18 protein-coding genes and 1 pseudogene are annotated in these 20684 nt (G+C 73.6%); 11 read left to right on the forward strand and 8 right to left on the reverse strand.

The window, feature by feature from the left end; all coding sequences use genetic code 11:
• The 4 genes and pseudogenes from ACFFF6_RS18915 to ACFFF6_RS18930 form a co-directional block, all read left to right on the forward strand.
• Positions 1 to 294, forward strand: a pseudogene (locus tag ACFFF6_RS18915) (Ada metal-binding domain-containing protein); the annotation flags it as partial.
• Entirely contained in the window at positions 291 to 842 is a 552-nt protein-coding gene (locus tag ACFFF6_RS18920) for a methylated-DNA--[protein]-cysteine S-methyltransferase (RefSeq protein ID WP_376983070.1), read from the forward strand. The pseudogene ACFFF6_RS18915 and the gene ACFFF6_RS18920, both read left to right, overlap by 4 nt.
• A gap of 73 nt (positions 843 to 915) precedes the next feature.
• Entirely contained in the window at positions 916 to 2118 is a 1203-nt protein-coding gene (locus ACFFF6_RS18925) for an aminotransferase-like domain-containing protein (RefSeq protein ID WP_376983071.1), read from the forward strand.
• A 1-nt stretch (position 2119) separates the two neighbouring features.
• Positions 2120 to 2920 (forward strand): inositol monophosphatase family protein, encoded by an 801-nt coding sequence (locus tag ACFFF6_RS18930; RefSeq protein ID WP_376983072.1) that lies wholly within the window; start codon positions 2120 to 2122, stop codon positions 2918 to 2920.
• Between the two features lie 19 nt (positions 2921 to 2939).
• Here the strand turns inward: ACFFF6_RS18930 and ACFFF6_RS18935 are convergent, their stop codons facing one another.
• Both ACFFF6_RS18935 and ACFFF6_RS18940 read right to left on the reverse strand, forming a co-directional pair.
• Positions 2940 to 3632 carry an HAD family hydrolase gene (locus ACFFF6_RS18935; RefSeq protein WP_376983073.1) on the reverse strand — a complete coding sequence of 231 codons (693 nt, stop codon included), beginning with the start codon at positions 3630 to 3632 and terminating at the stop codon, positions 2940 to 2942.
• Positions 3633 to 3715: 83 nt separating this feature from the next.
• Complete coding sequence (locus ACFFF6_RS18940; RefSeq protein ID WP_376983074.1) at positions 3716 to 4939, reverse strand: MFS transporter; 1224 nt, start codon at positions 4937 to 4939, stop codon at positions 3716 to 3718.
• A gap of 164 nt (positions 4940 to 5103) precedes the next feature.
• Here ACFFF6_RS18940 and ACFFF6_RS18945 point away from each other — a divergent pair, with 164 nt between their 5' ends.
• Positions 5104 to 5595, forward strand: a complete 492-nt coding sequence (locus ACFFF6_RS18945; RefSeq protein ID WP_376983075.1) for a hypothetical protein — start codon at positions 5104 to 5106, stop codon at positions 5593 to 5595.
• Here the strand turns inward: ACFFF6_RS18945 and ACFFF6_RS18950 are convergent.
• The 5 genes from ACFFF6_RS18950 to ACFFF6_RS18970 form a co-directional block, all read right to left on the reverse strand.
• Positions 5561 to 6277, reverse strand: a complete 717-nt coding sequence (locus tag ACFFF6_RS18950) for a class I SAM-dependent methyltransferase (protein WP_376983076.1) — start codon at positions 6275 to 6277, stop codon at positions 5561 to 5563. The genes ACFFF6_RS18945 and ACFFF6_RS18950 overlap by 35 nt on opposite strands.
• Positions 6274 to 7935: a hypothetical protein gene (locus ACFFF6_RS18955; RefSeq protein ID WP_376983077.1), complete on the reverse strand. Its 1662-nt coding sequence runs from the start codon at positions 7933 to 7935 to the stop codon at positions 6274 to 6276. The genes ACFFF6_RS18950 and ACFFF6_RS18955 overlap by 4 nt, the downstream gene beginning before the upstream one ends.
• A complete protein-coding gene (locus ACFFF6_RS18960; protein ID WP_376983078.1) occupies positions 7932 to 8636 on the reverse strand; it encodes an ABC transporter ATP-binding protein in 705 nt (234 codons plus the stop codon). The genes ACFFF6_RS18955 and ACFFF6_RS18960 overlap by 4 nt, the downstream gene beginning before the upstream one ends.
• A gap of 87 nt (positions 8637 to 8723) precedes the next feature.
• Complete coding sequence (locus ACFFF6_RS18965) at positions 8724 to 9161, reverse strand: VOC family protein (RefSeq protein WP_376983079.1); 438 nt, start codon at positions 9159 to 9161, stop codon at positions 8724 to 8726.
• 112 nt (positions 9162 to 9273) lie between these two features.
• Positions 9274 to 10587, reverse strand: a complete 1314-nt coding sequence (locus tag ACFFF6_RS18970; RefSeq protein ID WP_376983080.1) for an MFS transporter — start codon at positions 10585 to 10587, stop codon at positions 9274 to 9276.
• 65 nt (positions 10588 to 10652) lie between these two features.
• On the opposite strand from ACFFF6_RS18970, the gene ACFFF6_RS18975 reads away from it, so the two are divergent.
• Both ACFFF6_RS18975 and ACFFF6_RS18980 read left to right on the forward strand, forming a co-directional pair.
• Positions 10653 to 11324, forward strand: coding sequence for an NAD(P)H-binding protein (locus ACFFF6_RS18975; protein WP_376983081.1), 672 nt, complete (start codon positions 10653 to 10655; stop codon positions 11322 to 11324).
• Positions 11325 to 11353: 29 nt separating this feature from the next.
• On the forward strand, positions 11354 to 14713 hold the full coding sequence (locus ACFFF6_RS18980; RefSeq protein ID WP_376983082.1) for an SNF2-related protein: 3360 nt from the start codon (positions 11354 to 11356) through the stop codon (positions 14711 to 14713).
• Here ACFFF6_RS18980 and ACFFF6_RS18985 read toward each other — a convergent pair.
• Complete coding sequence (locus ACFFF6_RS18985; RefSeq protein WP_376983083.1) at positions 14710 to 15378, reverse strand: SRPBCC domain-containing protein; 669 nt, start codon at positions 15376 to 15378, stop codon at positions 14710 to 14712. The two genes, ACFFF6_RS18980 and ACFFF6_RS18985, sit on opposite strands and share 4 nt — an antisense overlap.
• 207 nt (positions 15379 to 15585) lie before the next feature.
• On the opposite strand from ACFFF6_RS18985, the gene ACFFF6_RS18990 reads away from it, so the two are divergent.
• From ACFFF6_RS18990 to def, 4 genes are read left to right on the forward strand one after another with little or no spacing between them, the layout of a single operon-like run.
• Positions 15586 to 16377 (forward strand): HAD family hydrolase, encoded by a 792-nt coding sequence (locus ACFFF6_RS18990; RefSeq protein WP_376983084.1) that lies wholly within the window; start codon positions 15586 to 15588, stop codon positions 16375 to 16377.
• A complete protein-coding gene (locus ACFFF6_RS18995) occupies positions 16374 to 18929 on the forward strand; it encodes a glycoside hydrolase family 65 protein (protein WP_376983085.1) in 2556 nt (851 codons plus the stop codon). Before ACFFF6_RS18990 ends, ACFFF6_RS18995 begins: the two co-directional genes overlap by 4 nt.
• Before the next feature lie 21 nt (positions 18930 to 18950).
• Positions 18951 to 20117, forward strand: coding sequence for a YihY/virulence factor BrkB family protein (locus tag ACFFF6_RS19000; protein WP_376983087.1), 1167 nt, complete (start codon positions 18951 to 18953; stop codon positions 20115 to 20117).
• Positions 20114 to 20680, forward strand: coding sequence for a peptide deformylase (def, locus tag ACFFF6_RS19005; RefSeq protein ID WP_376983089.1), 567 nt, complete (start codon positions 20114 to 20116; stop codon positions 20678 to 20680). Before ACFFF6_RS19000 ends, def begins: the two co-directional genes overlap by 4 nt.
• The last annotated feature ends 4 nt before the right edge of the window (positions 20681 to 20684 follow it).

A 20684-nucleotide genomic window follows, 5' to 3' on the forward strand; every position in this document is an offset into this window, starting at 1 on the left:
GTCGCCGCGGACGCGGGGCACCTGCGGGAGCAGCTGCTCGCCCTGCCGGGCATCGGCCCCTGGACCGCCGACTACGCGCTGCTGCGCGGCGTCCGCGCGATCGACCTGGCGCCGCCCCGGGACGTGGCGCTGCTCGCGGCGACCCGCGACCTGGGCCTCGCCGAGGACCATGCCGCGCTGGCGGCGCTGCTGGCCACGGCCGCGCCATGGCGGTCCTACGCCACCATGCATCTCTGGCATCACCAGGCCGGGCTCCCTGCCCGGCCGTCACGACGGAAGGACACCCGCTCATGAGCACCCCGAGCATCCCGCGGACGGACGGATCCGCACCGGCCCCGCCCCGCCATCTGCGGATCCCGACACCGCTGGGCATCTACGTCATCTCCGCCCAGGGGCCGGCGATCACCGGGGTCTGGCGCGAGGACCAGGCCTACTTCCCCACCGCCTCCCGGCTGGGCGATCCGGCGGGTCCGGGCGACGAGCTCCTGGCGGAGGCCCGCGACCAGCTGCTCGCCTACATCGCCGGGCAGCGGGAGCGCTTCGAGCTGCCGCTGGCCCCGCAGGGCACCGCCTTCCAGCACCAGGTGTGGGCCCTGCTGCGGGAGATCGCCCGCGGCGAGACGACCACCTATGGGGAGCTCGCCCGCAGGCTCGGCCGACCGCGCGCGGCGCAGGCTGTCGGCCGGGCCGTGGGCACCAATCCGATCTCGATCCTCGTCCCGTGCCATCGGGTGCTCGCCTCGGACGGGTCGCTGACGGGATATGCGGGCGGGATCGAGACGAAGCGTGCGCTGCTCGTCCTCGAGGGCGCCCTCGAGGAGCAGGGCGCGCTGGGCCTGTGAGGGGTCGCGTGAGGCGCCTCGCCCCTGCTCGCTTCGGCGCCTGCGGGCACGGCGCGCGTGCCACCATAGGAGGATGACCGCGCCTGAGCCGTTCCGCTTCCCCATCGCCGCCCGCTACGCCGGGATGGAGTCCTCCCCGCTCAAGGACATCTTCGCCCTCGCCGCACGGCCGGACGTCGTCTCCTTCGCCGGAGGCATCCCCGATCCGGCGCTGTTCGAGCTCGCGGACGTGCAGGCCGCCTACGACTGGGTCCTCACGCACCATGGAGCACGGGCGCTGCAATACGGGGTGAGCGAGGGCGAGCTCGAGCTGCGTGAGCAGGCCGCCCGCCGCGTGTCCCGGCATCTGCCGACCACGGCGGAGCAGATCCGCATCACGTCCGGTTCGCAGGAAGGGCTGTTCGTCGCAGCCCAGGCGATGCTCGAGCCCGGCGACACGGTGCTCGTGGAGTCGCCCACGTACCTCGCGGCCGTGCAGGCCTTCTCCGTGCACGGGGCTCGCATGCTGGGCGTCGAGACCGACGACGAGGGCGTCGTCCCCGAGGCGCTCGAGCAGGCGATCCGCGAGCACCATCCGAAGTTCGTCTACCTGATCCCGACCTTCCAGAATCCCACGGGCCGCACCATGCCGCTCGCGCGGCGCCGCGCCGTCGCGGAGGTGCTGCTGCGCACGGGCACCGCCCTGGTGGAGGACGATCCCTACGGCGCCCTCAGCTTCACGGGCACCACGTACCCGGCGATCGCCTCGCTGCCCGGCATGGCCGAGCGCACCCTGCTGATGAACTCGATGAGCAAGCTCATGGCGCCGGGAGTGCGGATCGGCTGGATCCGCGCCCAGGGCCCGATGCTCGACACCCTGGCGGTCGCGAAGGCCGCGATCTCCATGCAGTCCTCGGTCGTGGACCAGCTGACGGTTGCCCGCTACCTCGAGGTCTGCGACCTGGATGCGCATGTGGCCCGGGTGAGCGCCGTGTACCGGGAGCGTCGGGACGCCATGTCCGCGGCGCTCGCCCCGGTGCTCCCGGCGGGTGCGCATGTCACGCGCCCCGAGGGAGGGATGTTCCTGTGGGCCGCGCTCGGCGAGGGCTTCGACGCGCAGTCGATGCTCGCCGAGGCGGTCGCGGCCGGGGTCGCCTATCTGCCGGGCTGGTCCTTCTTCGCCGATTCCCCGGACCGCTCGACGATGCGTCTGAGCTTCGTCACGCACGCGCCGGAGGTCATCCAGAGCGCGATCGCCCGGCTGGGCGAGGTCGTCGCCGCACATGGGGGACGCTGAGATGACCGAGCAGGAGCTCGTCGACGCCGCGCGGCTCGCGGTCGTGCTCGCCCGGCGCGCCGGGGATCTCGCGGTCGCATGGCAGCAGCGGGCGCGAGCGGATGCGAAGGGGGACGGCGCCGATGTCGTCACCGATGCGGACCGCGCGGCAGAGGCGCTGATCGCCGCCGGGATCGCGGAGCGCTTCCCGGATCATGGGATCCTCGGCGAGGAGGAGGGCGAGCAGGGGGCGGGGCCCGATGCGGAGCTGCGCTGGCTCATCGATCCGCTCGACGGCACCAACAACTATGTGCTGGGGCTGGACGTGTACGGCGTGTGCATCACCCTGTGCCGCGGCGGCGAGCCGCTGGTCGCCGTCGTGCACGATTCGCCGCGCCGGCGGACGTTCTGGGCGGTCGCCGGGGGCGGCGCCTTCCTCGAGGGGCCGGACGACGGGGAGCCGCAGCGGCTCGATCTGGGTGCGGCATCCCCGCTGCGGGTGACGACCGTGTCCTTCACGCAGGGCTACGCGGTGGAGCACGGCGACGCGCGACGCGATCGCGTCTTCGGGGCGCTGGAGCGTTCCGCGAAGCGGGTGCTGCGTACCTGGGCCCCGTCGGCGGACTGGGGGCTGCTGGCACAGGGCCGCGTGGGGGCGCTCGTGGCCTACCGCAACGAGGTCTGGGATCTCGTGGGCGGGCGGCTCCTGGCGACCGAGGCCGGGGCGGAGGCCGTGGACGACCCGTCCGGGGAGCTGGTGCTCGTGGGGCATCCCCGGGTGGTCGCGGAGCTGCGCGGGGTCCTGGGACTCGGCGCGGTCTAGCCCCGATCCCCGCCCGGCGTCATCCGCGGGGAGTCCCCGGGGCCTCGTGCAGCACGGCGCGCCATCCGAAGGCCATCGCGGCCTCGACGTTGCCCGGGGAATCGTCGAGGAGGACGACCTCGTCCGCCGCGAGCGGGGCGCCGGCGAGCTCCTCGAGCCGTCGATGCGCGGCGGCGTAGGTCTCCTGCTCGGGCTTGGCGCTGCCGATCTCGTGCGAGCTCAGCAGCCGCTCGCCCTCCGGGCCGATGACGGCCGCGAGGTCCAGCGCCGCGACCTCCTCGCGCACCCTGTCGGTGCCGTTGGTGAGGACGAGGACGGTCCGGCCGGCCTCTCGTGCGCGGATGAGGAGGTCGCGGACCTGCGGATCCACGCGCGCCGGGGCGGCGGCCCAGCGTGCGACCGCGTCATGGGCCTGGCCCGCCGGCACTCCGGCGGCCGCGAGATCGGCACGGGCGCGCTCCCGCCAGCGGGCGTGCGTCATGCGTCCGCGGATGACCTCCCCGAGCACCGGGCTGGCGAGGATCGCCCGGAAGGCGGTGCCGGCCGGGACGGACATCCGCTCGTCGAGCTCCGCCCAGAGCTCGGGGTCGAACACCCGCAGCACGCCGTCGAGGTCGCTGACGACGGCGCTCGTCGCGCCGGAGGCGAGGAGTCCCTCGATCACGGCGAGGGAGGAGCCGGTCGCCGGTCTCGCGGGAAGCACGTCGTCCATCCGGGGAGGGGAGCAGCGCTCTCCGGCACGGACGGGCGCGGGGCGATCGGGGCCAGGTCGGTGCCCGCTCGGGCCGGCCGCGGTCACGCCGCCCCCTCCCGGGCGGCGACGAGCCGGTTCAGCCGCTCGGACATGACCAGACCCAGGATGACCAGGGCGGCCAGGAAGAACGGCAGGATCCACATGCCCGTCCAGGTGGAGACGGCGCCGAACAGCGGCGGGGCGAGGGTCGAGCCCGTGTAGGCCGCGGCCATCTGGATGCCGATGATGGCCTGGGAGCTGCGGCGGCCGAAGTTGCCCGGCGTCGAGTGGATGATGGCCGGATAGATCGGGGCGCAGCCCAGTCCGGCGATGACGAGGCCGACCAGCGCGAGCAGGTCGGTCTCGAGCGGCAGCGCCAGCAGCAGGGCGCCGATGCCGACGACCGCGAATCCGCCGCGGATCAGCTGCCGGTCCCCGATCCGGTCGGCCACGAAGCCGGCGAGGAATCGCCCCGCGGTGATCCCGAGCAGGAAGAGGGAGGCGAAGGCGGCGGCCGTGGCCGCGCCGACCCCGCGCTCGGCCACGAGGTACGTCGCCGCCCAGAGGATCCCGGTGGCCTCGAGGGCGCAGTAGGCGAAGAAGGCGGCCAGGATCAGCAGCACACCGGGGATCCGCAGCGCCTGCGACAGCGGGACGTGGGTGCGGTGGTGCTCCCCGTCCTCCGTCGGCGGCGCCCCGTCCCCGGCGGCCTCCGCTCCCCCGCCCTGCCCGCGGCGACGAGCCGTCCCCCACAGCGGCAGGCTCAGCAGCAGCGCGAGCGTCAGGGCGGCCTGGACGACGCCGATCGTGAGATATGCGCTGGACCAGCCGCGGCCGGAGGAGATGGCCCAGCTCATGATGAAGGGGCTGATGGATGCCCCCACGCCCCAGAAGCTGTGGAGCCAGTTCATGTGGCGGGCCGCGTAGTGCAGGGCGACGTAGTTGTTCAGCGCCGCGTCGACGGCGCCCGCGCCGAGCCCGTAGGGGATCGCCCACAGGCACAGCGTCCAGAAGGCGCCGGAGGTCGAGAACCCGATGAGCGCGGCAGCGGTCATGCCGACGCTGACGGCGGTCACCGCGCCGGCGCCGAAGCGACGTGTCACCCGTTCCGAGGCGAGGCTCGAGACGATGGTCCCGCTCGCGATGATCATGGTGATGATCCCTGCGAAGGCCACCGGGACGCCGAGGTCCTTCTGCATGGCCGGCCATCCGGCTCCGACGAGCGAGTCCGGCAGGCCGAGGCTGATGAACGCGATGTAGATGATCGCGAGGAGGAGCGAGTACACGGACGGATGCCTTTCGCGAGGACGTGAGGAGGTGGCGACGCGCCCACCACGACGCAGAGGACGATCGTACACATATCGGGTGCTCTCCCCGTCTTCCGCCCGCCTCCGCGGCTCCGTAGTGTCGGTCCCGACAGCCCGCCGACGTCCTGCTGCGAGGAGCCGCCATGTCCGCGATCGAGATCTGGAGGAGGGCCGGGGAGACCGGCGACCCGCAGGCGGCCGTGCGCGCCCTCGGGGATGGCGCCGAGCTCGTCTCCCCGTTCACCGAACGCTTCGTCTTCCGCGGTCCCGAGGAGGTCGAGGTGCTCCTCACCGCGGTGTTCTCCGTGGTCAGCGGCTTCCGCTATGAGCACGAGATCCGGGACGGGAGCGCGGCGCTGCTCGTGGCGCGCGCCCGGGTGCGGGGCGTGGACCTGCACGAAATGCAGCACCTCGAGCTGGAGGCGGACGGGAGGATCCGCCGGATCACCCTGGCGATGCGCCCGCTGACCGCGATCACCGCCCTCGCCCGGGAGCTGGGCCCCGTGCTCGCCCGGGCGCACGGGCGACCGGGGGCCGCGCGCACGCTGCGGGTGACCGCGGCACTGCTCGATGCGGTCGCGAGCACCGGCGAGCGGAGGTTCATCCCGCTGGCGGCGCCTCCCAGGCGAGGGTGACGCGGAAGCCCTCCCGCCGGCGGATCCGGGCACCGGGCAGGAGCCGGGAGGCCGCCTCCCGCAGCTCCGCGAGCGTCAGCTGCGGGTCGCGGACGGGCATCGTCGCGTCCTGCGCTCGCTCCCGCTCCGCGGCCGCAGCCGGGCGCGGGTGCTTCACGATCCCGATGAGCGGGTTCACGAGGGCGTTCCCGACGTCCCATGCATGGTCGCGCCAGGTCACGGGCCGCACGAGGGTGACGATGCGCAGACGCCCGCCCGGGCGCAGCAGGGAGCGGACGCGGGCGAGGGCGTCAGGGACCTGCATGTGGTGCAGGCTCGCGACCATGGTGATGAGGTCGTAGCGCTCCTGAGCGGGATCCAGCTGCTCCAGGCGCAGGGCGCGGATGCGGACGGCGGGGAGCACGGCGAAGCGGTCTCCCGCGGCGCGGGCCATGGCCGCATCCGGGTCGATGCCCTCGACATGCGGGACACGCCCGCGCAGGGCGGCCACGAGGTCGCCGCGTCCGCAGCCCACGTCGAGCGCGGACCGGGCCCGCGCCGGGATCCCGGCCAGGATCCAGGGATGGAAGTGCGCGTTGTGGTTCCAGGGATGGCGGGCGTTCAGGCGCCCGAGGGCCTCGCCGGCGCGGCGGATCAGCGGATCGGAGGTCGTGCGGATGCTGGGCGGAGGCGGACCGCTCATGAGGAGAGCTCCTTCAGGCGCACGGCGAGCTCGATCAGCAGCAGGGCGAGGATCCCGGCCGCGACGGCGAGACCCGCCCAGGATGCCATGCCGGAGACCAGGGCCAGGAGGACCGCCGCACCGACGGCGCGCAGCACGGCGTCCCCCTGCCACAGAAGCATCGGCAGGATCGAGGCGTCGCCCATGGCGGTAGGCATCGGGGCGGCCAGCCGCAGCGGCATCGGCCCCTTGGCGGCGTCCCGGGCCCGCCCGACGATGCTGATCACGGCGAGCAGGAAGGCGAGGGAGACGCTGCCTGCCTCCGCGCCCCCGGCCAGGGCGCACGCCCCTCCGAGCCCGGCCAGCAGCAGCAGGAGAAGCCCCGGGGCCACGGCGTGCAGCAGCAGCTGGATCCGCACCCCGTGCCCCAGCAGGACGGGCGCCCCGAGCGTGGCGACCGCATGCCGCATCCCGTCGACGAGGACGCCGGAGGCCGCCCAGACCCCGAGACCGGCCAGGGCCATTCCCACCCAGCGCAGCGGACCCTGCGCGTCCGCGGCGAGGACGAGCAGTGCAAAGGACCCGGTCCCTGCGAGGACGCCGACGACCAGACGGGCGGGGGTGCGCAGCAGGGCGACGAGGTCTCGGCGCAGATACAGGAGCACCGGCGCCGTCGCGGCGCGGCCGCGGCGGCCCATCGCCCCCAGCCGCCTCCCGGTGCGCGGGAGCGCGCGGTAGCTGCCCGCCGCAGCGCTCAGATCGCCCGTGATCGCGCTGATCCCGGCCGCGCTCCAGGAACCGGCCTGCAGGGACAGCACCCGGCCGTGCAGCAGGTCCAGGCCGGTCAGGCACAGCACGACGGTGCTGGCGCCGGAGAGCAGGAACGCGAAGGCCCAGGCCGCCGCCTCCGGAGGCGTCGTGCCGCTCCACAGCACCGCGCCGATCCCCCAGGGGACGGGGGCGAGGGCCGCCGCGAGCGCGGCGAGCGCGAGCACGAGGGCGAGCATCGGTGCGGCGGCCGCAGCGGCGAAGGGCGCCCCCAGCACGCGCCGGGACGGGTGCCGCCGGAGGGAGGCGCGCAGGCCGAGCGCATCGGGCCGATCCGGGGACAGCACCTCGCCCGCCGTCCAGGGGCCCAGGGCGATGAGCCCCGCCCCGGTGCAGGCCGTGGTCATGAGCAGCACGTCGGTCCCGTCCGCGCCGCCGCCGATGAGGAGCGTCCCTCCGATCACCGCGCCGAGGCACGCTCCCGCCAGACCGAGCACGGCGGCGGAGCGCAGCAGGGGCCAGCGCAGCGTCAGGTGCCGAGGCATCGCCGAGGCGCCGAGGGTCGCGGTGAAGAACGGCGTCATCACGACCGGACCGCGCATCGTGCCGACCAGGACGGCGCCGGCGCACAGGAGCAGCCAGCCGGCGGTGAGCAGCTGCGGGGACTGCGAGCCGGTCAGGAGGATGATCGTGTCCGGCCGGGCGAGTCCGATCATGAGGGCCCTGGCCGGGGTCAGCCCGAAGACGGCGATGGTCAGGACCACCAGATAGATCAGGTAGGCGGTGTCGCGGCCGGTGCGAGCGCCGCGGCGCCGACCCCACGCCTCCCGCACCGCCGGCAGGGTGCTGCGGCCGTCGGCGCGCTCCCACAGCGTCCGGGGGTCCGGGCCCGGCGGCGGTCGGCGGCTCATGCCTCCGCCTCGAGATGCACGGCGACATCGGCGAGCGCCTCCACGAGACGAGGGCTGTGGCTCGCGAGCACGATGGCCGCGCCCTGTTCGGCCTGCTGCGCGAGCAGGCCGATGACGAGGTCGAGGCGCTCGGCGTCGAGGCGCTGCTCGGGCTCGTCGAGCAGGAGCACGTCGAAGGGACGCGAGAGGGTCATGGCGATCGCGACGAGCTGGGACTGCCCGCTGGAGAGCTCATGCGGGTAGCGCCCGGCCAGGGCGCCGATGGACAGCGACTCCAACAGATGGGCGGCGTGCTCCTGGGCCGGATCCGCCCGGGCGCCCCAGGTCGCGGCGATGAAGCGCAGGTTCTCCTCCACGGTGAGGTCGCGGGCGCTCATCGGCGGGCCGATCAGCGCCGCAAGGCTGCGGCGGAAGCGGCGGTCGCGCTCGTCCGGGACACGCCCCAGGACGGCCACCTGGCCGGCCGTCGGGGCCAGGAGCCCCGCGAGCACCCGCAGGAGCGTCGTCTTGCCGGAGCCGTTGCGCCCGGTCAGCGCGAGGATCTGCCCGGACTGCACCCGGCCGCTCGCCCCGTCCAGCATGAGCACGTCCTCGCGCAGCACGGCCACGTCGTGGAAGGACACCGCGGGGATCGGGCCCGGATCGCCGGGCTCCGTCGTGCGGAGGCCGGGACGGGAGGGACGCGCGGGAAGGAGGGGCACCCTCCGATTCCAGCGGAGCACGGCGCGCCGCGCAAGCGACGTCCGTCGGCCGCGGGACCGACGAAGGGCGACGGGGGCGGACCCGGCTCAGACGTCGTCGCCGGGGACGTGCACGTCCACCATCCAGGCGGTGCCGAAGCGGTCGACGAGGGCGCCGTAGTGATCGCCCCACATCTGCAGGGCGAGCGGCATCGTGACGCGACCGCCGTCGCCGAGCTTCTCGAACGCGACGGTGAGCTCCTCGAGGGCATCGGCTCCCTCGCCCATGAGGGACAGGTTCACGTTCTCGCCGAAGCGGACCGGCTCGGGCATCTCAGGGATCGCATCCGAGGCATGCAGCGTGAAGAACTCGGTGACGAGGTCGGCGTGCATGACCTTGTCCCCGCTCGCGGAGCCCTCCGGAAGGGCGTGGAAGGAGGCGAAGGTGTGCACGGTGAGCTCGCCGCCGAAGATCGAGCGATAGAACTCGAGGGCTTCCCGGGCCGTGCCGGGGAAGGTGAGATACGGGCGCAGGGCGTAGGCCATCGCGGACCTCTCTGTCAGGCGACGCCACCGCGCGCGGCGCGTCGTGGCCGGAGGGCGCCGCGACCGACGCCCGGCGCCCAGCCTAGGTCCGTCCCGGCCCTCGGGCCAGAGCTCAGGAGCGGCGGGTCCCGCCCGAGGGAACCAGGGAGGGCAGGGTCCTGCCCAGCCAGGCCGCCCCCAGCAGGCACAGCACGCCGCTGACGGCTCCGGCGGCAGCCACCGGGGCGAGGAGGGTCACCGCGGTCACCAGCAGCGGCGCGGTCAGGCGCCCCGCCCCCAGGAGGGTGTTCCACCAGGCCAGATAGCGGGTGCGGTCGTGGACGGGCGAGGTGTCGATCCCGAGCGTCATGACGATCCCCGAGCCCAGGCCGTTGCCGATCGCGATGAGGATGCTCGGCAGCAGCAGAGCGAGGACCGCGCCGTTCGTCCCCGTTCCGCCGAGGACGCCCGCGAGGACGGCCAGCAGCACGAAGCCGGCGCCCATGAGCACCGAGCAGGGAACGGCGACGGCGGCCCTCCCGTACCGGTCCATGAGGACCCCGGCAGGGACCACGAGGGCGATCTCGAGGACCGCCGTGGCGCCGAAGATCGCGGAGATCGCGGTGGCGTCCAGCCCGAGCGAGGCGCCCAGCAGGGGGACGATCACCGGCCGGTTCACGCGACCCATCATGACCGGGGTGATGCCGGCCCCGACCACGGCCATCCGGGCGAGGACCGCCCGGTCCAGCCGGTGCCCGGCCTCGCTGCGCCGCGGCCTGCGCGCGAGCCTCTCCGCGGGCGCCGGGTGCCGGGGCGCGTCCGCGCCCGGCTCCCCCGGCACCATGAACACGGCCACGAGGATCGTGGCCGTGGCGGTCATCGTCGCGAACAGTCCGAACACCCAGCTGGTGTGCCCGAGCGCCATCACCGCGGCTCCCAGCAGCGGACCGATCACCTGGCCGATCCGCATCATCCCGCCGAACAGCGTCATGCCGCGGGCGCGCATCGGGGCGGGCAGGGCCGTGCCCAGGTAGGTCTGCCTCCCCAGCGCCCACACCTGTCCCGCCGCGGCCATGACCACGAGCAGCGCCACCAGGGCGAGGCGGTGCACCGGCCGCGGCTCCCCGTCCATGCCGCCGCCGAGGACGACCAGCGCGGACAGGTTCGCGAGGACCAGCAGGACCCCGGTCACGATGATCGCGCGCTGCGCCCCGATGCGGGACATCGCCCGCCCGGCGGGGATCGGTCCGAGCACCGAGGCGATGCCGAAGACCACGGTGAGGGCGGCCGCCTCGGAGACGCTGAAGCCGAGCTGCAGCGCCATCAGCGGGATCACGGGCAGCAGCGCGTTCTCCCCGGAGGCCTCGAGGACGGTCGGCAGATAGACCGAGGGGACGAGGCGGCGCAGGACCTGTCGCGCGGGGACCGGGGGTGGGGCGACGCTCACTCCCGGCACTCTTCCACCGCCCCGCCCCGCGAGCAAAGCGGTCCGCATCCCGGTAGGTTTCCCCCATGACCGCTTCCGCCGCCCCCGCCCCCTTCCGCCTCGTCGTGATCGGGGCCGATGACCAGCTGGGCGAGGCGGTGATGCGCGAGGCCGTCGTGCGGGGCCTCGCCGTCACCGCGACCGCCGCGGACCCCGCCGCGGTCGCCCGCTTCACCCGCGATCTCGAGGTGCGGGGGGCCGCCCCCTCGTCCGAGGACGAGCTCGCCGCAGCCGTCGCTGGAGCCGATGCGGTGGTCCTCGGGCACGGCACGGAGCTCGGCTCGGAACCGACCATGTCCCGTACCGATACGACGATCGCACTGGTGCGGGCCCTGCGCGCGGTCGGCGTGGGTCGTCTCGTGGCCGCCTCCCATGTGGATCTCGACGGGCCCGCCCGGGCGCCGCGGGCCCTGCGCGGCGCGCTCGCCCCGCTGCGCCGCCTCGCAGGCGGCGGATCGATCGCGGATCTGCGTCGCATGGAGCTGCTGCTGGAGACGAGCGGCCTGCGCACGACGGTGCTGCGGGCCGGGAGGATCATCGACCTGCTCGGCTCGAAGGCGTACCGGCTCGTCCCGCCGGAGGAGGCCGGTGCCGCTCCCCTGCCGCGCGAGGATCTCGCCCGGGCCCTCGTCGACCAGGCTCTCGAGCCTGCCTCGTCCCGGGCCGTCTACGCGGTGCTGCCCGCCCGGCCCAGCTGAGCGCGGCGCCGACGCGTTACGCTGGAGGGATGCCTCATGACTCCCGCGTGCCGCGCATTCCTGAGCACCAGATCGCCGGCCTGACCGGCGTGGAGGCCGCCCAGGCCGGTCGGACGCATCTTCGGGAGGGAGATGTCGGCGACCTGACCTGGGATCTCGGCGAGGGCGTGCTCTCGGGCACCGTGCAGACCGGGGCGGCGGCCGAGGACGCGGCCCGTGTCCGGGTGCAGCTCGAGCTGCTGGGCTCCGGGGACCCCGCCGAGCAGGGCCCGGAGGGCGAGCTGTGGATCCCCGTCGCCTCGCGCTGCGACTGCCCTGCGCGCACGTCCTGCGAGCACGCGGCCGCGGTGCTGTACGCCGTCTCGCGGATCCGCACCGCGGGCGAGGCCGAGCAGCCCGGCTCCGCCGAGCGCGGCGGCTGGCGGGCTCTGCTGGACCCTCTCATGGTCGAGACCGCGGAGCAGACCCCGCGCCTGCCGCTCGCGATCGGCATCGAGCTCCTGGCCGAGCCGCTGGTTCGCACCCGCTATGCCTTCGGCAACGAGCCCGCGACCCCGGCGCATCTGCATGCGGGACGTCCCCTGCACCTGGGCATCCGACCGATGCGCGCCGGCAAGCGCGGCAACTGGATCAAGTCCGGGCTGTCCTGGCGCACCTTCGAGTTCCGGGGCATGAACCAGGAGTACGTGCCCGCCCACGCCGATGCGCTCACCCAGCTGTTCACGGTCGCCGAGTCCGAGCGCAGCTACACCCGCGGCCCCGTCGAGCATCTGTGGCTCGAGAGCATCCGCACCCCGCTGATCTGGGAGTTCCTGGTGGCCGCCCGCGCGGCGGGCGTCGAGCTGGTCCCGCAGGGCTCGCTCGGCGAGGTCCGTCTCGCCCAGCTGGCGCGGGTCTCCCTCGACCTCGAGGCGGTCGGCGAGGACGTCCGCGACGGCGAGGGCTCCGATCTCGAGCTCCGGGTGGCCGTGAGCATCGACGGGCAGCGCGCCCTGCTTCCCCGTCCGATCGGCGAGAGCGCCGTGATGGACGTGCGCCTGGGCTCGCGCACCGCCCGCGGCGGCGAGCGGATCGATCTTGTCCTCGCACCCGCGGAGATCCCGCTGCCCCGACAGATCCGCTCGCTGCTGGACCGCGGCGCCCCTCTGCTGATCCCCCGCGCCGACACCGCCGAGTTCTTCCGCGAGGCCTATCCGCGGCTGCGCCGCCATATCACCGTCACGAGCACCGACACCTCGGTGCCCCTGCCCAGCATCCCCCCGCCGTCCCTGCATCTGCAGGCGGCCTACTCCCCCGATGACGCGCTCGCCCTGCACTGGTCCTGGCGCTACCACGACCCCGAGCGCACCGTCGCCGTCGACCGCCGCACCGGGGGCCACCGGGACCTCGACCACGAGGACTCCGTGCTCGCCGAGGTCCGCACCCTGTGGCCCACCGCGGCCCTCGACGCCGCCGAGACCCTCCACGGGGTCGACACGGCCCTGTTCACCGAGCAGGTCCTCGACCCCCTGCGCTCCCTGCGCCACGTGCAGGTGGTGGTCACGGGGCAGCGGCATCGGTACCGGGAGCTGCTGGACGCCCCGCAGGTCCGCGTCACCCAGCAGGACAGCCCCGGCAAGCACGACTGGTTCGACCTCGCCTTCGAGGTCACGATCGAGGGGCGCACGATCGCCTTCCCGACCCTGTTCCGGGCGCTCGCGGAGGGGCGCTCGAAGCTCCTGCTGCCCGACCGCACCTACTTCTCCCTCGAGCACGAGAGCCTGGACGGTCTGCGGCGGCTGATCGTCGAGGGCGAGGCGCTCGCCGAATGGGAGCCGGACCATCAGCGGATCTCCCGCTACCATCTGGACTTCTGGGACGACATCACGGCGGTGGCGGACGAGGCCCGGGAGTCCGCGGCCTTCACCGCGCACGTCGGCGCGCTGCGCGCCGTCTCCCGGTTGGACCCGCCGCAGCTCCCCGAGGGTTTCCGGGCGGAGCTGCGCCCCTATCAGCGCGAGGGGCTGGCCTGGCTGCACTTCCTGCACCGGCAGGGCATGGGCGGGATCCTCGCCGACGACATGGGCCTGGGCAAGACGCTGCAGACCCTCGCGCTCATCGCGACCGTGCGCGCGCAGCGGCGGAGCGCGCCGCGGCATCCGTTCCTCGTGGTCGCCCCGAGCTCGGTCCTCGGGGTGTGGGAGGCGGAGGCGGCCCGCTTCGCCCCGGGTCTGGACCTCCGCGTGGTGGACCGCACCTCGCGGGCCCGGGGGCGCACGCTGTCCGCCGTGGTCGACGGTGCCGACATCGTCGTGACCAGCTACACCCTGCTGCGCATCGACGCCCAGGAGTTCACCGACCAGGAATGGGAGGGCCTGATCCTCGACGAGGCGCAGTTCGTGAAGAACCGCGCGACGGCGGCCCATCGGACCGCCCGCAGGCTGCGGGCCCCCTTCCGCCTGGCGGTCACCGGCACTCCGCTCGAGAACTCGCTCGGGGACCTGTGGTCGCTGCTCGCGCTGACCGTGCCGGGGCTGTTCCCCTCCGCGGTCCGCTTCACGCGCGAGTACGCCCGCCCCATCGAGTCCGGCGAGGACCCGGCCCGGATGGCGCGGCTGCGGCGCCGGATCCGCCCCTTCATGCTGCGCCGCACGAAGGAGCTGGTCGCCTCGGACCTGCCCGAGAAGCAGGAGCAGGTCGCGAGGATCCCCCTGGAGCCCGCGCACCGCGAGCTGTACGACTCCGTGCTCCAGCGCGAGCGCAAGAAGGTGCTGGGGCTGATCGACGAGGACATGGACCGCAACCGCTTCATCGTCTTCCGCTCCCTGACGCTGCTGCGCATGCTCGCCCTGGACCCCGCGATCGTCGAGGGCGGGGACCACGAGGTCCCCTCCTCGAAGATGAACGCCCTCCTGGGGAAGCTCGAGGAGGTCCTCGCCGAGGGGCACCGGGTGCTGATCTTCAGCCAGTTCACCTCGTTCCTGCGCCGGGTGGGGGACGAGCTGCTCTCCCGGGACGTCCCCTTCTCCTACCTCGACGGCTCGACCCGCGACCGCTCCCAGGTGATCGACGGCTTCCGCCGCGGCGAGGACCCGGTCTTCCTCATCTCCCTGAAGGCAGGCGGCTTCGGGCTGACCCTCACGGAGGCGGACTACGTGTTCCTGCTGGACCCGTGGTGGAACCCGGCCGCGGAGGCGCAGGCGGTGGACCGCACCCATCGGATCGGCCAGACCCGCAACGTCATGGTCTACCGGATGGTCGCGGAGGGGACCATCGAGGAGAAGGTGCTCGCCCTGCAGGAGCGCAAGGCCGCCCTGTTCGACTCCCTGACCGACGGCGGGGACGCCTTCAGCCGCAGCCTCACCGCCGGCGAGATACGGGAGCTCTTCGCGCAGGAGCCCCGCTCCTAGCGGGCCGCCGAGCCCACCGGTCCGGCGCCGTAGGCCGTCGCGGTCGCGAGCTCCCCGCGGCGGGCCGCCTCCTCCTCGGTCCCGGCGGCGACCGAGGCGGCCGCCCAGCGGATCGACCAGGCGCGCACGAAGTCCGCGCCCTCCGGCCCCGTCAGCCACTGCGGGCCCGGCTGCGGCACCTCGCCCTGGCAGGTGGCCGCCCAGCCGCCGGTGTACGCGGCCAGTCCCAGCAGCGCGATCTCCCAGCCCAGGGCCGATGCGCCCGGACCGTACTGCGCGAAGATCTCGCGGGGCATCTCGCAGGTGTGCACGAGGGACAGCTCCGTGGTGCCGTCGTCCTCGGGATCCAGGCGCAGCAGCAGGCTGTCCACGTTGGTCCCGTACTCCCAGGTGAGCGCGAGCTTGTGCGGGGCGGAGACCTCGAGGATGCGCCCGCCCGCCCCACCCGCCGCCGAGTACTCGCCGCCCTCGCGGAGGTCCCCGCCGACCGGCCCGTACCAGCGCGACAGCTCGGAGGGATCCGTCAGGTGCGGCCAGAGCTGCGCCGGGGACTCGGCGATGTTGCTGGTCAGCTCGATGCGAAGGCGGACCGCCTCACCATCGGCCTCGATCTCCAGTCCGCGGCGCACCGCGTCCATCGCGGGGATGGACCCGTCCCTGCTCATCCGTGCTCCTCGATGCTTCTCGTGCTCGTCGTACTCGTCGGTCCGGCTTGTCGATCCGCTCCCGGCGAGCTCACGCTGGCACAGTACTGGGCGTCCGCGCCCCGTGCCACCCCTCGGCGACGAGCCTGCGCGGCGGATCACGGACCCGCCCGGACGCATCGGCGAGCGTGCGCCGCACGGCGCGGGGGCGGCCCGTAGCATGAAGCCGTGAGCGCATCCGGAACCCCCCGCCCCGACACGTTCGACATCCATCTGTTCGACCTGGACGGAGTCGTCACCCCCACGGCGGCCGTGCACATGCGCGCCTGGGCGCAGATGTTCACGAGCTTCCTCGCCTCCCGCGGCGTGGCCGAGCCCTACACCGACGAGGGCTACTTCGCCTACGTCGACGGCAAGCCCCGCTACGACGGCGTCGCCTCCTTCCTCGCCTCGCGCGGCATCGCGCTGCCGCAGGGCGAGCCCGGGGACCCGAGCGACCAGGAGGCGGGCGCGGAGACCGTCTGCGGGCTCGGCAACCGCAAGAACGACGAGGTCCTGAGGATGATCCGGGAGGACGGGGTGGAGCCGTACCCCGGCACGGTCGCCTATCTCGACGCGCTCGCCGCGGACGGGGAGCGGATCCGGCTGGCTGTGGTCTCCAGCTCCCGCAACGCCGAGGAGGTCCTGCGCGGGGCCGGTCTGCGCGAACGCTTCGAGGTGGTCGTGGACGGGAACGTCGCCGAGCACGAGGGCCTGCCCGGCAAGCCCGCCCCCGACACCTTCGTGCACGCGGCCCGGCTGCTCGGCGGCGAGCCTGCCCGGGCCGTCGTCTACGAGGACGCCGTCGCCGGCGTGCGCGCCGGCGCCGCCGGCGACTTCGGCGCCGTGGTGGGGGTGGACCGCGGGGTGGGGCATCGGGCCCTCGCCGAGGCCGGCGCGAGCCTGGTCGTCTCCGACCTCGCGGAGCTCCTCGAGCCCCGCCACGACCAGAAGCACGATCAGAAGGAGGAGCAGGCATGAGCCGGCTGCGCACCATCCCCGCCGATCCCGTGGACCGCCAGCATCTGCCGGTGGACGAGTGGCGCCTGGTCGAGTCGCGGCCCGGCGGCGACCTGGGGCTGCTCGAGACGCTGTTCGCGACGGCGAACGGCTTCATGGGCATGCGCGGGACCCCCTCGGAGGGACGCGACGCCGTGGACCATGGCACCTTCCTCAACGGCTTCCACGAGACCTGGCGGATCCACCACGCCGAGAACGCCTACGGCCTCGCCGAGACCGGGCAGACCATCGTCAACGTGCCCGATGCGACGGTCATGAAGCTGTACGTCGACGACGAGCCGCTGCTGCTGTCCATCGCCGACCTCGAGGACTACTCCCGCGTGCTCGACTTCCGCGACGGGATCCTGCGCCGCGAGCTGATCTGGCGCACCCCCGCCGGCAAGCGCGTCCGCGTCACCAGCACCCGCATGGTGTCCTTCCCCGACCGGCACCTCGCGCTCATGACCCTGCGGGTCGACATGCTCTCGGGCTCCGCGCCGGTCGTGGTGAGCTCGCAGGTGATCAACCGGCAGGACGCGAAGGACGACTTCGGTCAGGGCGTCGCCTCGAGCTCGGTGAAGGACGATCCGCGGCGCACGACCACCTTCGCCCACCGGGTCCTGGAGCCGCAGCAGAACTGGCACAGCCACCGGCGGATGCTGCTGGGCTACCGCACCGCGACCTCCGGCATGTCCCTCGCCGTCGGCGCCGACCACGCGGTCGACTGCGACGTGGAGGCGGAGCAGCTGATCAGCACCGACGAGGACATGGGCCGCCACGTCACCCGCACCCATCTGGAGGCGGGGCAGAGCCTCACGGTCTTCAAGGCGGTCACCTACCACTCCTCGCGATCGGTGCCGCACCGGGAGCTGTTCAACCGCTGCCGGCGCACCCTGGACCGGGTGCGGGAGCTGGGCTTCGCCCATCACGAGCAGGCGCAGCGGGAGTACCTCGCGGACTTCTGGGAGCGCAGCGACGTCGAGCTGCCGGGGCAGCCTGCCGAGCAGCAGGCCACCCGCTGGTGCCTGTTCCAGCTCGCCCAGGCCTCCGCGCGCTCGGACCAGTGGGGGATCCCCGCGAAGGGTCTGACCGGATCCGGCTACGAGGGCCACTACTTCTGGGACACCGAGGTCTACGTCGTCCCCTTCCTGACCTTCACGTCTCCGGCCTGGGCGCGCAACGCCCTCCGGTTCCGGGTGAACCTGCTCCCCCAGGCGCGCGAGCGGGCACGGGAGATGAACCAGCGCGGGGCGCTGTTCCCGTGGCGCACCATCAACGGCGAGGAGGCCAGCGCGTACTACGCCGCCGGCACCGCGCAGTACCACATCGACGCGGACATCGCCCACGCCTTCGCCTCGTACCGCGACATCACCGGCGACCTCGCGTTCTTCGACCGCGACGGCGTGCAGGTGCTGGTCGAGACCGCGCGCATGTGGGCGGACCTGGGATTCTGGCGCGTCCACGGCAAGGGTGCCCGGCATTTCCATATCCATGCGGTGACCGGGCCGGACGAGTACACGACCGTCGTGAACAACAACCTGTACACGAACGTGATGGCTCGCTACAATCTGCGCCGGGCGGCGCTCGCCGTCCGTGATCTCGAGGTCCGCGACCCCGCGGCGCATGCGCGTCTGGTCGCCGACCTCGCCCTGGATCCGGCCGAGCCCGGCGAATGGGAGGACTGCGCCGACGGGATGCTGATCCCCAAGGACGAGTCGCTGGGCATCCACCTGCAGGAGGACCGCTTCCTCGAGAGGGAGGTGTGGGACCTCCCGGGCACCCCCGAGGAGGCGTTCCCCCTCCTGCTGCACTTCCATCCGCTGGTGATCTACCGCTTCCAGGTCCTCAAGCAGGCCGATGTGGTGCTCGCGCTGTTCCTGCGCAGCAGCGAGTTCACGACCGAGGAGAAGCTCGCCGACTTCCGCTACTACGATCCCCTCACGACGGGCGACTCGAGCCTCTCCGCCGTCGTGCAGTCGATCATCGCGGCGGAGGTCGGCCATCAGCGGATCGCCCTCGAGTACTTCCGCTCGGGCCTCTTCGTCGACCTCGCGGACCTGCACTCCAACACGTCCGACGGCGTGCACATCGCCTCCGCCGGCGGCGTGTGGGCGAGCCTCGTGCACGGCTTCGGCGGCATGCGCTACGAGGCGGGAGAGCTGTCCTTCGACCCGCGCCTGCCCGGGTCCTGGCCGGAGCTCGTCTTCCCGCTGACGGTGCGCGGATCCCGATTCCGCACCCGGATCGTGCGGGAGTCGATCACGTTCACGCTCGAGACCGGCGAGGAGGTGGAGGTGACCGTGCGGGGCGAGCGGGTGCGGATCACCGCGGAGGGCGTGACCGTTCCGCTCGCGGATCAGGGGCCGATGCTCGACGACGCCGTGCTGGCCCAGCCGGTGGGCCTGGGCGACCAGCGCGCCGACGGCTCGATCATCACCTCCTCGATCCCGCAGATCCCCGACCTTCCCTGGGAGTTCCCCGTCGAGGACGAGGACCCCGAGGTGGCGCGCGCTCCGCTCGATCCGGCCCCCTGACCGGGCCCGGCGCCCGCACCGATGACCCGCCCCCGTCCCTCCGGCCCCCGGCGCCCGCGCCGGGAGGTGCTGCTGCCGCGCCCCCGGCTGAGCGTCCTGCACGTGCTGGACCGGGTGCGGATCCGGATGATCGACATCCAGGTCTGGGACGTGGCGGGCACGATGACGTTCTACATGCTGCTGTCCGTCTTCCCGGCGGCGGTCGCGGCGGCATCCCTGGTGTCGATGCTCGGCATCCAGGAGCAGACGATCGACGCCTTCTCCGACCTCGTGGTGGAGATCTTCCCGGCGGTGGATCCGCGCCCCTACGCGGCGGCGATCCTCGCGGCCGCGAACGCCCGCGGCGGGCTGCTGGGGCTGCTGCTGGGCACGATCGGCGCCCTGCTCTCGGCCTCGAACGGGGTCGCGGCCTTCCATCGGGCGATGCACCACGTCTACGACACGCGCGAGGGGCGGCCGTTCCTGTGGTTCCGCCTCATCGTCTTCGGCGAGACCGTGGTGATCGTCGCGGTGCTGCTGCTGTCCCTCGGCATCGTGATCCTCGGCGGGGAGGCCTCGCAGGTGATCGGCGAGCTCATCGGGATCCCGCGGACCGCCTTCCTGGCCTGGAACGCCGTGAAGTGGCCGATCCTCCTGGTGATCCTGATCATCGGGGTGTCGCTGGCCTACTACCTGTTCCCCAACGTGCGCCTTCCCCGCTACCGCGTGATGACGCTCGGCTCCGCCTTCTCGGTGCTCGTGCTGTTCTGCGGCGCCCTCGTGGCCGGGCGGCTCGCCGGATACGCGACCCGGTTCTCGGAGCTGATCACGACGCTGAACGGGCTCATCGGCCTGCTGCTCCTGCTGTGGCTGGCGAACATCGTGATCGTCGTCGGCGCGGCGCTGGACGCGGAGTTCCTGCGCGCCCGCCAGATCGCGCTCGGGCTCCCGGCATGGGAGCATATCGAGCTGACCCCGCATGCGACCCATGCGCTGGACTTCCTCGCGGCCGATGCCGAGCGCAGCGAGGAGATCGGGCGCGAGGTGGCCGATGCGGCCCGCACGGGCCGGCCGGTGCGCCGTCCGCGCTCGCTGCGCGTGGTCGACGCCCGCAACCCGCTCGCGGTCAACCCGCGGCTCCGCCTGCAGGAGGGGGAGCCGGAGGAGCCGTCCGTCGCAGCACCCCCCGATCGAGGAGATCCCCCGTGACCGTCCGCCCCATCACGATCATCGGCCATCGTGCCCTCGCCCAGCGCACCCGCAAGGTGCGCGAGGTGACCGATGAGCTGCGCGAGCTGGTCGCCGACATGTTCGAGACCAATGATGCCGCCGATGGCGCGGGCCTGGCCGCGACCCAGGTCGGCGCCCGCTGGCGCGTGTTCGTCTACTCGTGCGAGGACGCCGCCGGCACGCTGCGCCGCGGGGTCGTCATCAATCCGGTGCTCGAGCGCTTCGGGGGCCTCGAGCTGGACGAGGAGACGATCGAGGGCTGCCTGTCGGTCCCCGGGGAGGGCTATCCGACGGCCCGGTTCCGGGGAGCGCGCGTGCGGGGCACGGACCTCGAGGGCCGCGAGGTGCTCGTCGAGGACGAGGGCGGCGTGCTCGCCCGCGCCCTCCAGCACGAGGTCGATCACCTCGACGGCATGCTGTACGTCGAGCGGCTCAGCGCCGCCCTGCGCCGGGAGGCCCTCGACGCCGTGACCGCCCGGGGCTGGCGCGCCCGGGGGCTGCTCTCCTGGGATCCGCGGGAGATGACCGCGGACGAGGTCTGAGAAG

The sequence above is a fragment of the Brachybacterium hainanense genome (assembly GCF_042434575.1).
Classification (GTDB): domain Bacteria; phylum Actinomycetota; class Actinomycetes; order Actinomycetales; family Dermabacteraceae; genus Brachybacterium; species Brachybacterium hainanense.

Excerpts from the sequence above, each read along its gene's own strand:
- ACFFF6_RS18995 (WP_376983085.1), top strand. The coding sequence starts at position 16,374 with ATGAGCCGGCTGCGCACCATCCCCGCCGATCCCGTGGACCGCCAGCAT.
- ACFFF6_RS19000 (WP_376983087.1), top strand. The coding sequence starts at position 18,951 with ATGACCCGCCCCCGTCCCTCCGGCCCCCGGCGCCCGCGCCGGGAGGTG.
- ACFFF6_RS18965 (WP_376983079.1), bottom strand. The coding sequence starts at position 9,161 with ATGGCCTACGCCCTGCGCCCGTATCTCACCTTCCCCGGCACGGCCCGG.
- ACFFF6_RS18935 (WP_376983073.1), bottom strand. The coding sequence starts at position 3,632 with ATGGACGACGTGCTTCCCGCGAGACCGGCGACCGGCTCCTCCCTCGCC.
- ACFFF6_RS18920 (WP_376983070.1), top strand. The coding sequence starts at position 291 with ATGAGCACCCCGAGCATCCCGCGGACGGACGGATCCGCACCGGCCCCG.
- ACFFF6_RS18925 (WP_376983071.1), top strand. The coding sequence starts at position 916 with ATGACCGCGCCTGAGCCGTTCCGCTTCCCCATCGCCGCCCGCTACGCC.
- ACFFF6_RS18945 (WP_376983075.1), top strand. The coding sequence starts at position 5,104 with ATGTCCGCGATCGAGATCTGGAGGAGGGCCGGGGAGACCGGCGACCCG.
- ACFFF6_RS18980 (WP_376983082.1), top strand. The coding sequence starts at position 11,354 with ATGCCTCATGACTCCCGCGTGCCGCGCATTCCTGAGCACCAGATCGCC.
- ACFFF6_RS18975 (WP_376983081.1), top strand. The coding sequence starts at position 10,653 with ATGACCGCTTCCGCCGCCCCCGCCCCCTTCCGCCTCGTCGTGATCGGG.
- ACFFF6_RS18955 (WP_376983077.1), bottom strand. The coding sequence starts at position 7,935 with ATGAGCCGCCGACCGCCGCCGGGCCCGGACCCCCGGACGCTGTGGGAG.
- ACFFF6_RS18985 (WP_376983083.1), bottom strand. The coding sequence starts at position 15,378 with ATGAGCAGGGACGGGTCCATCCCCGCGATGGACGCGGTGCGCCGCGGA.
- ACFFF6_RS18950 (WP_376983076.1), bottom strand. The coding sequence starts at position 6,277 with ATGAGCGGTCCGCCTCCGCCCAGCATCCGCACGACCTCCGATCCGCTG.
- ACFFF6_RS18930 (WP_376983072.1), top strand. The coding sequence starts at position 2,120 with ATGACCGAGCAGGAGCTCGTCGACGCCGCGCGGCTCGCGGTCGTGCTC.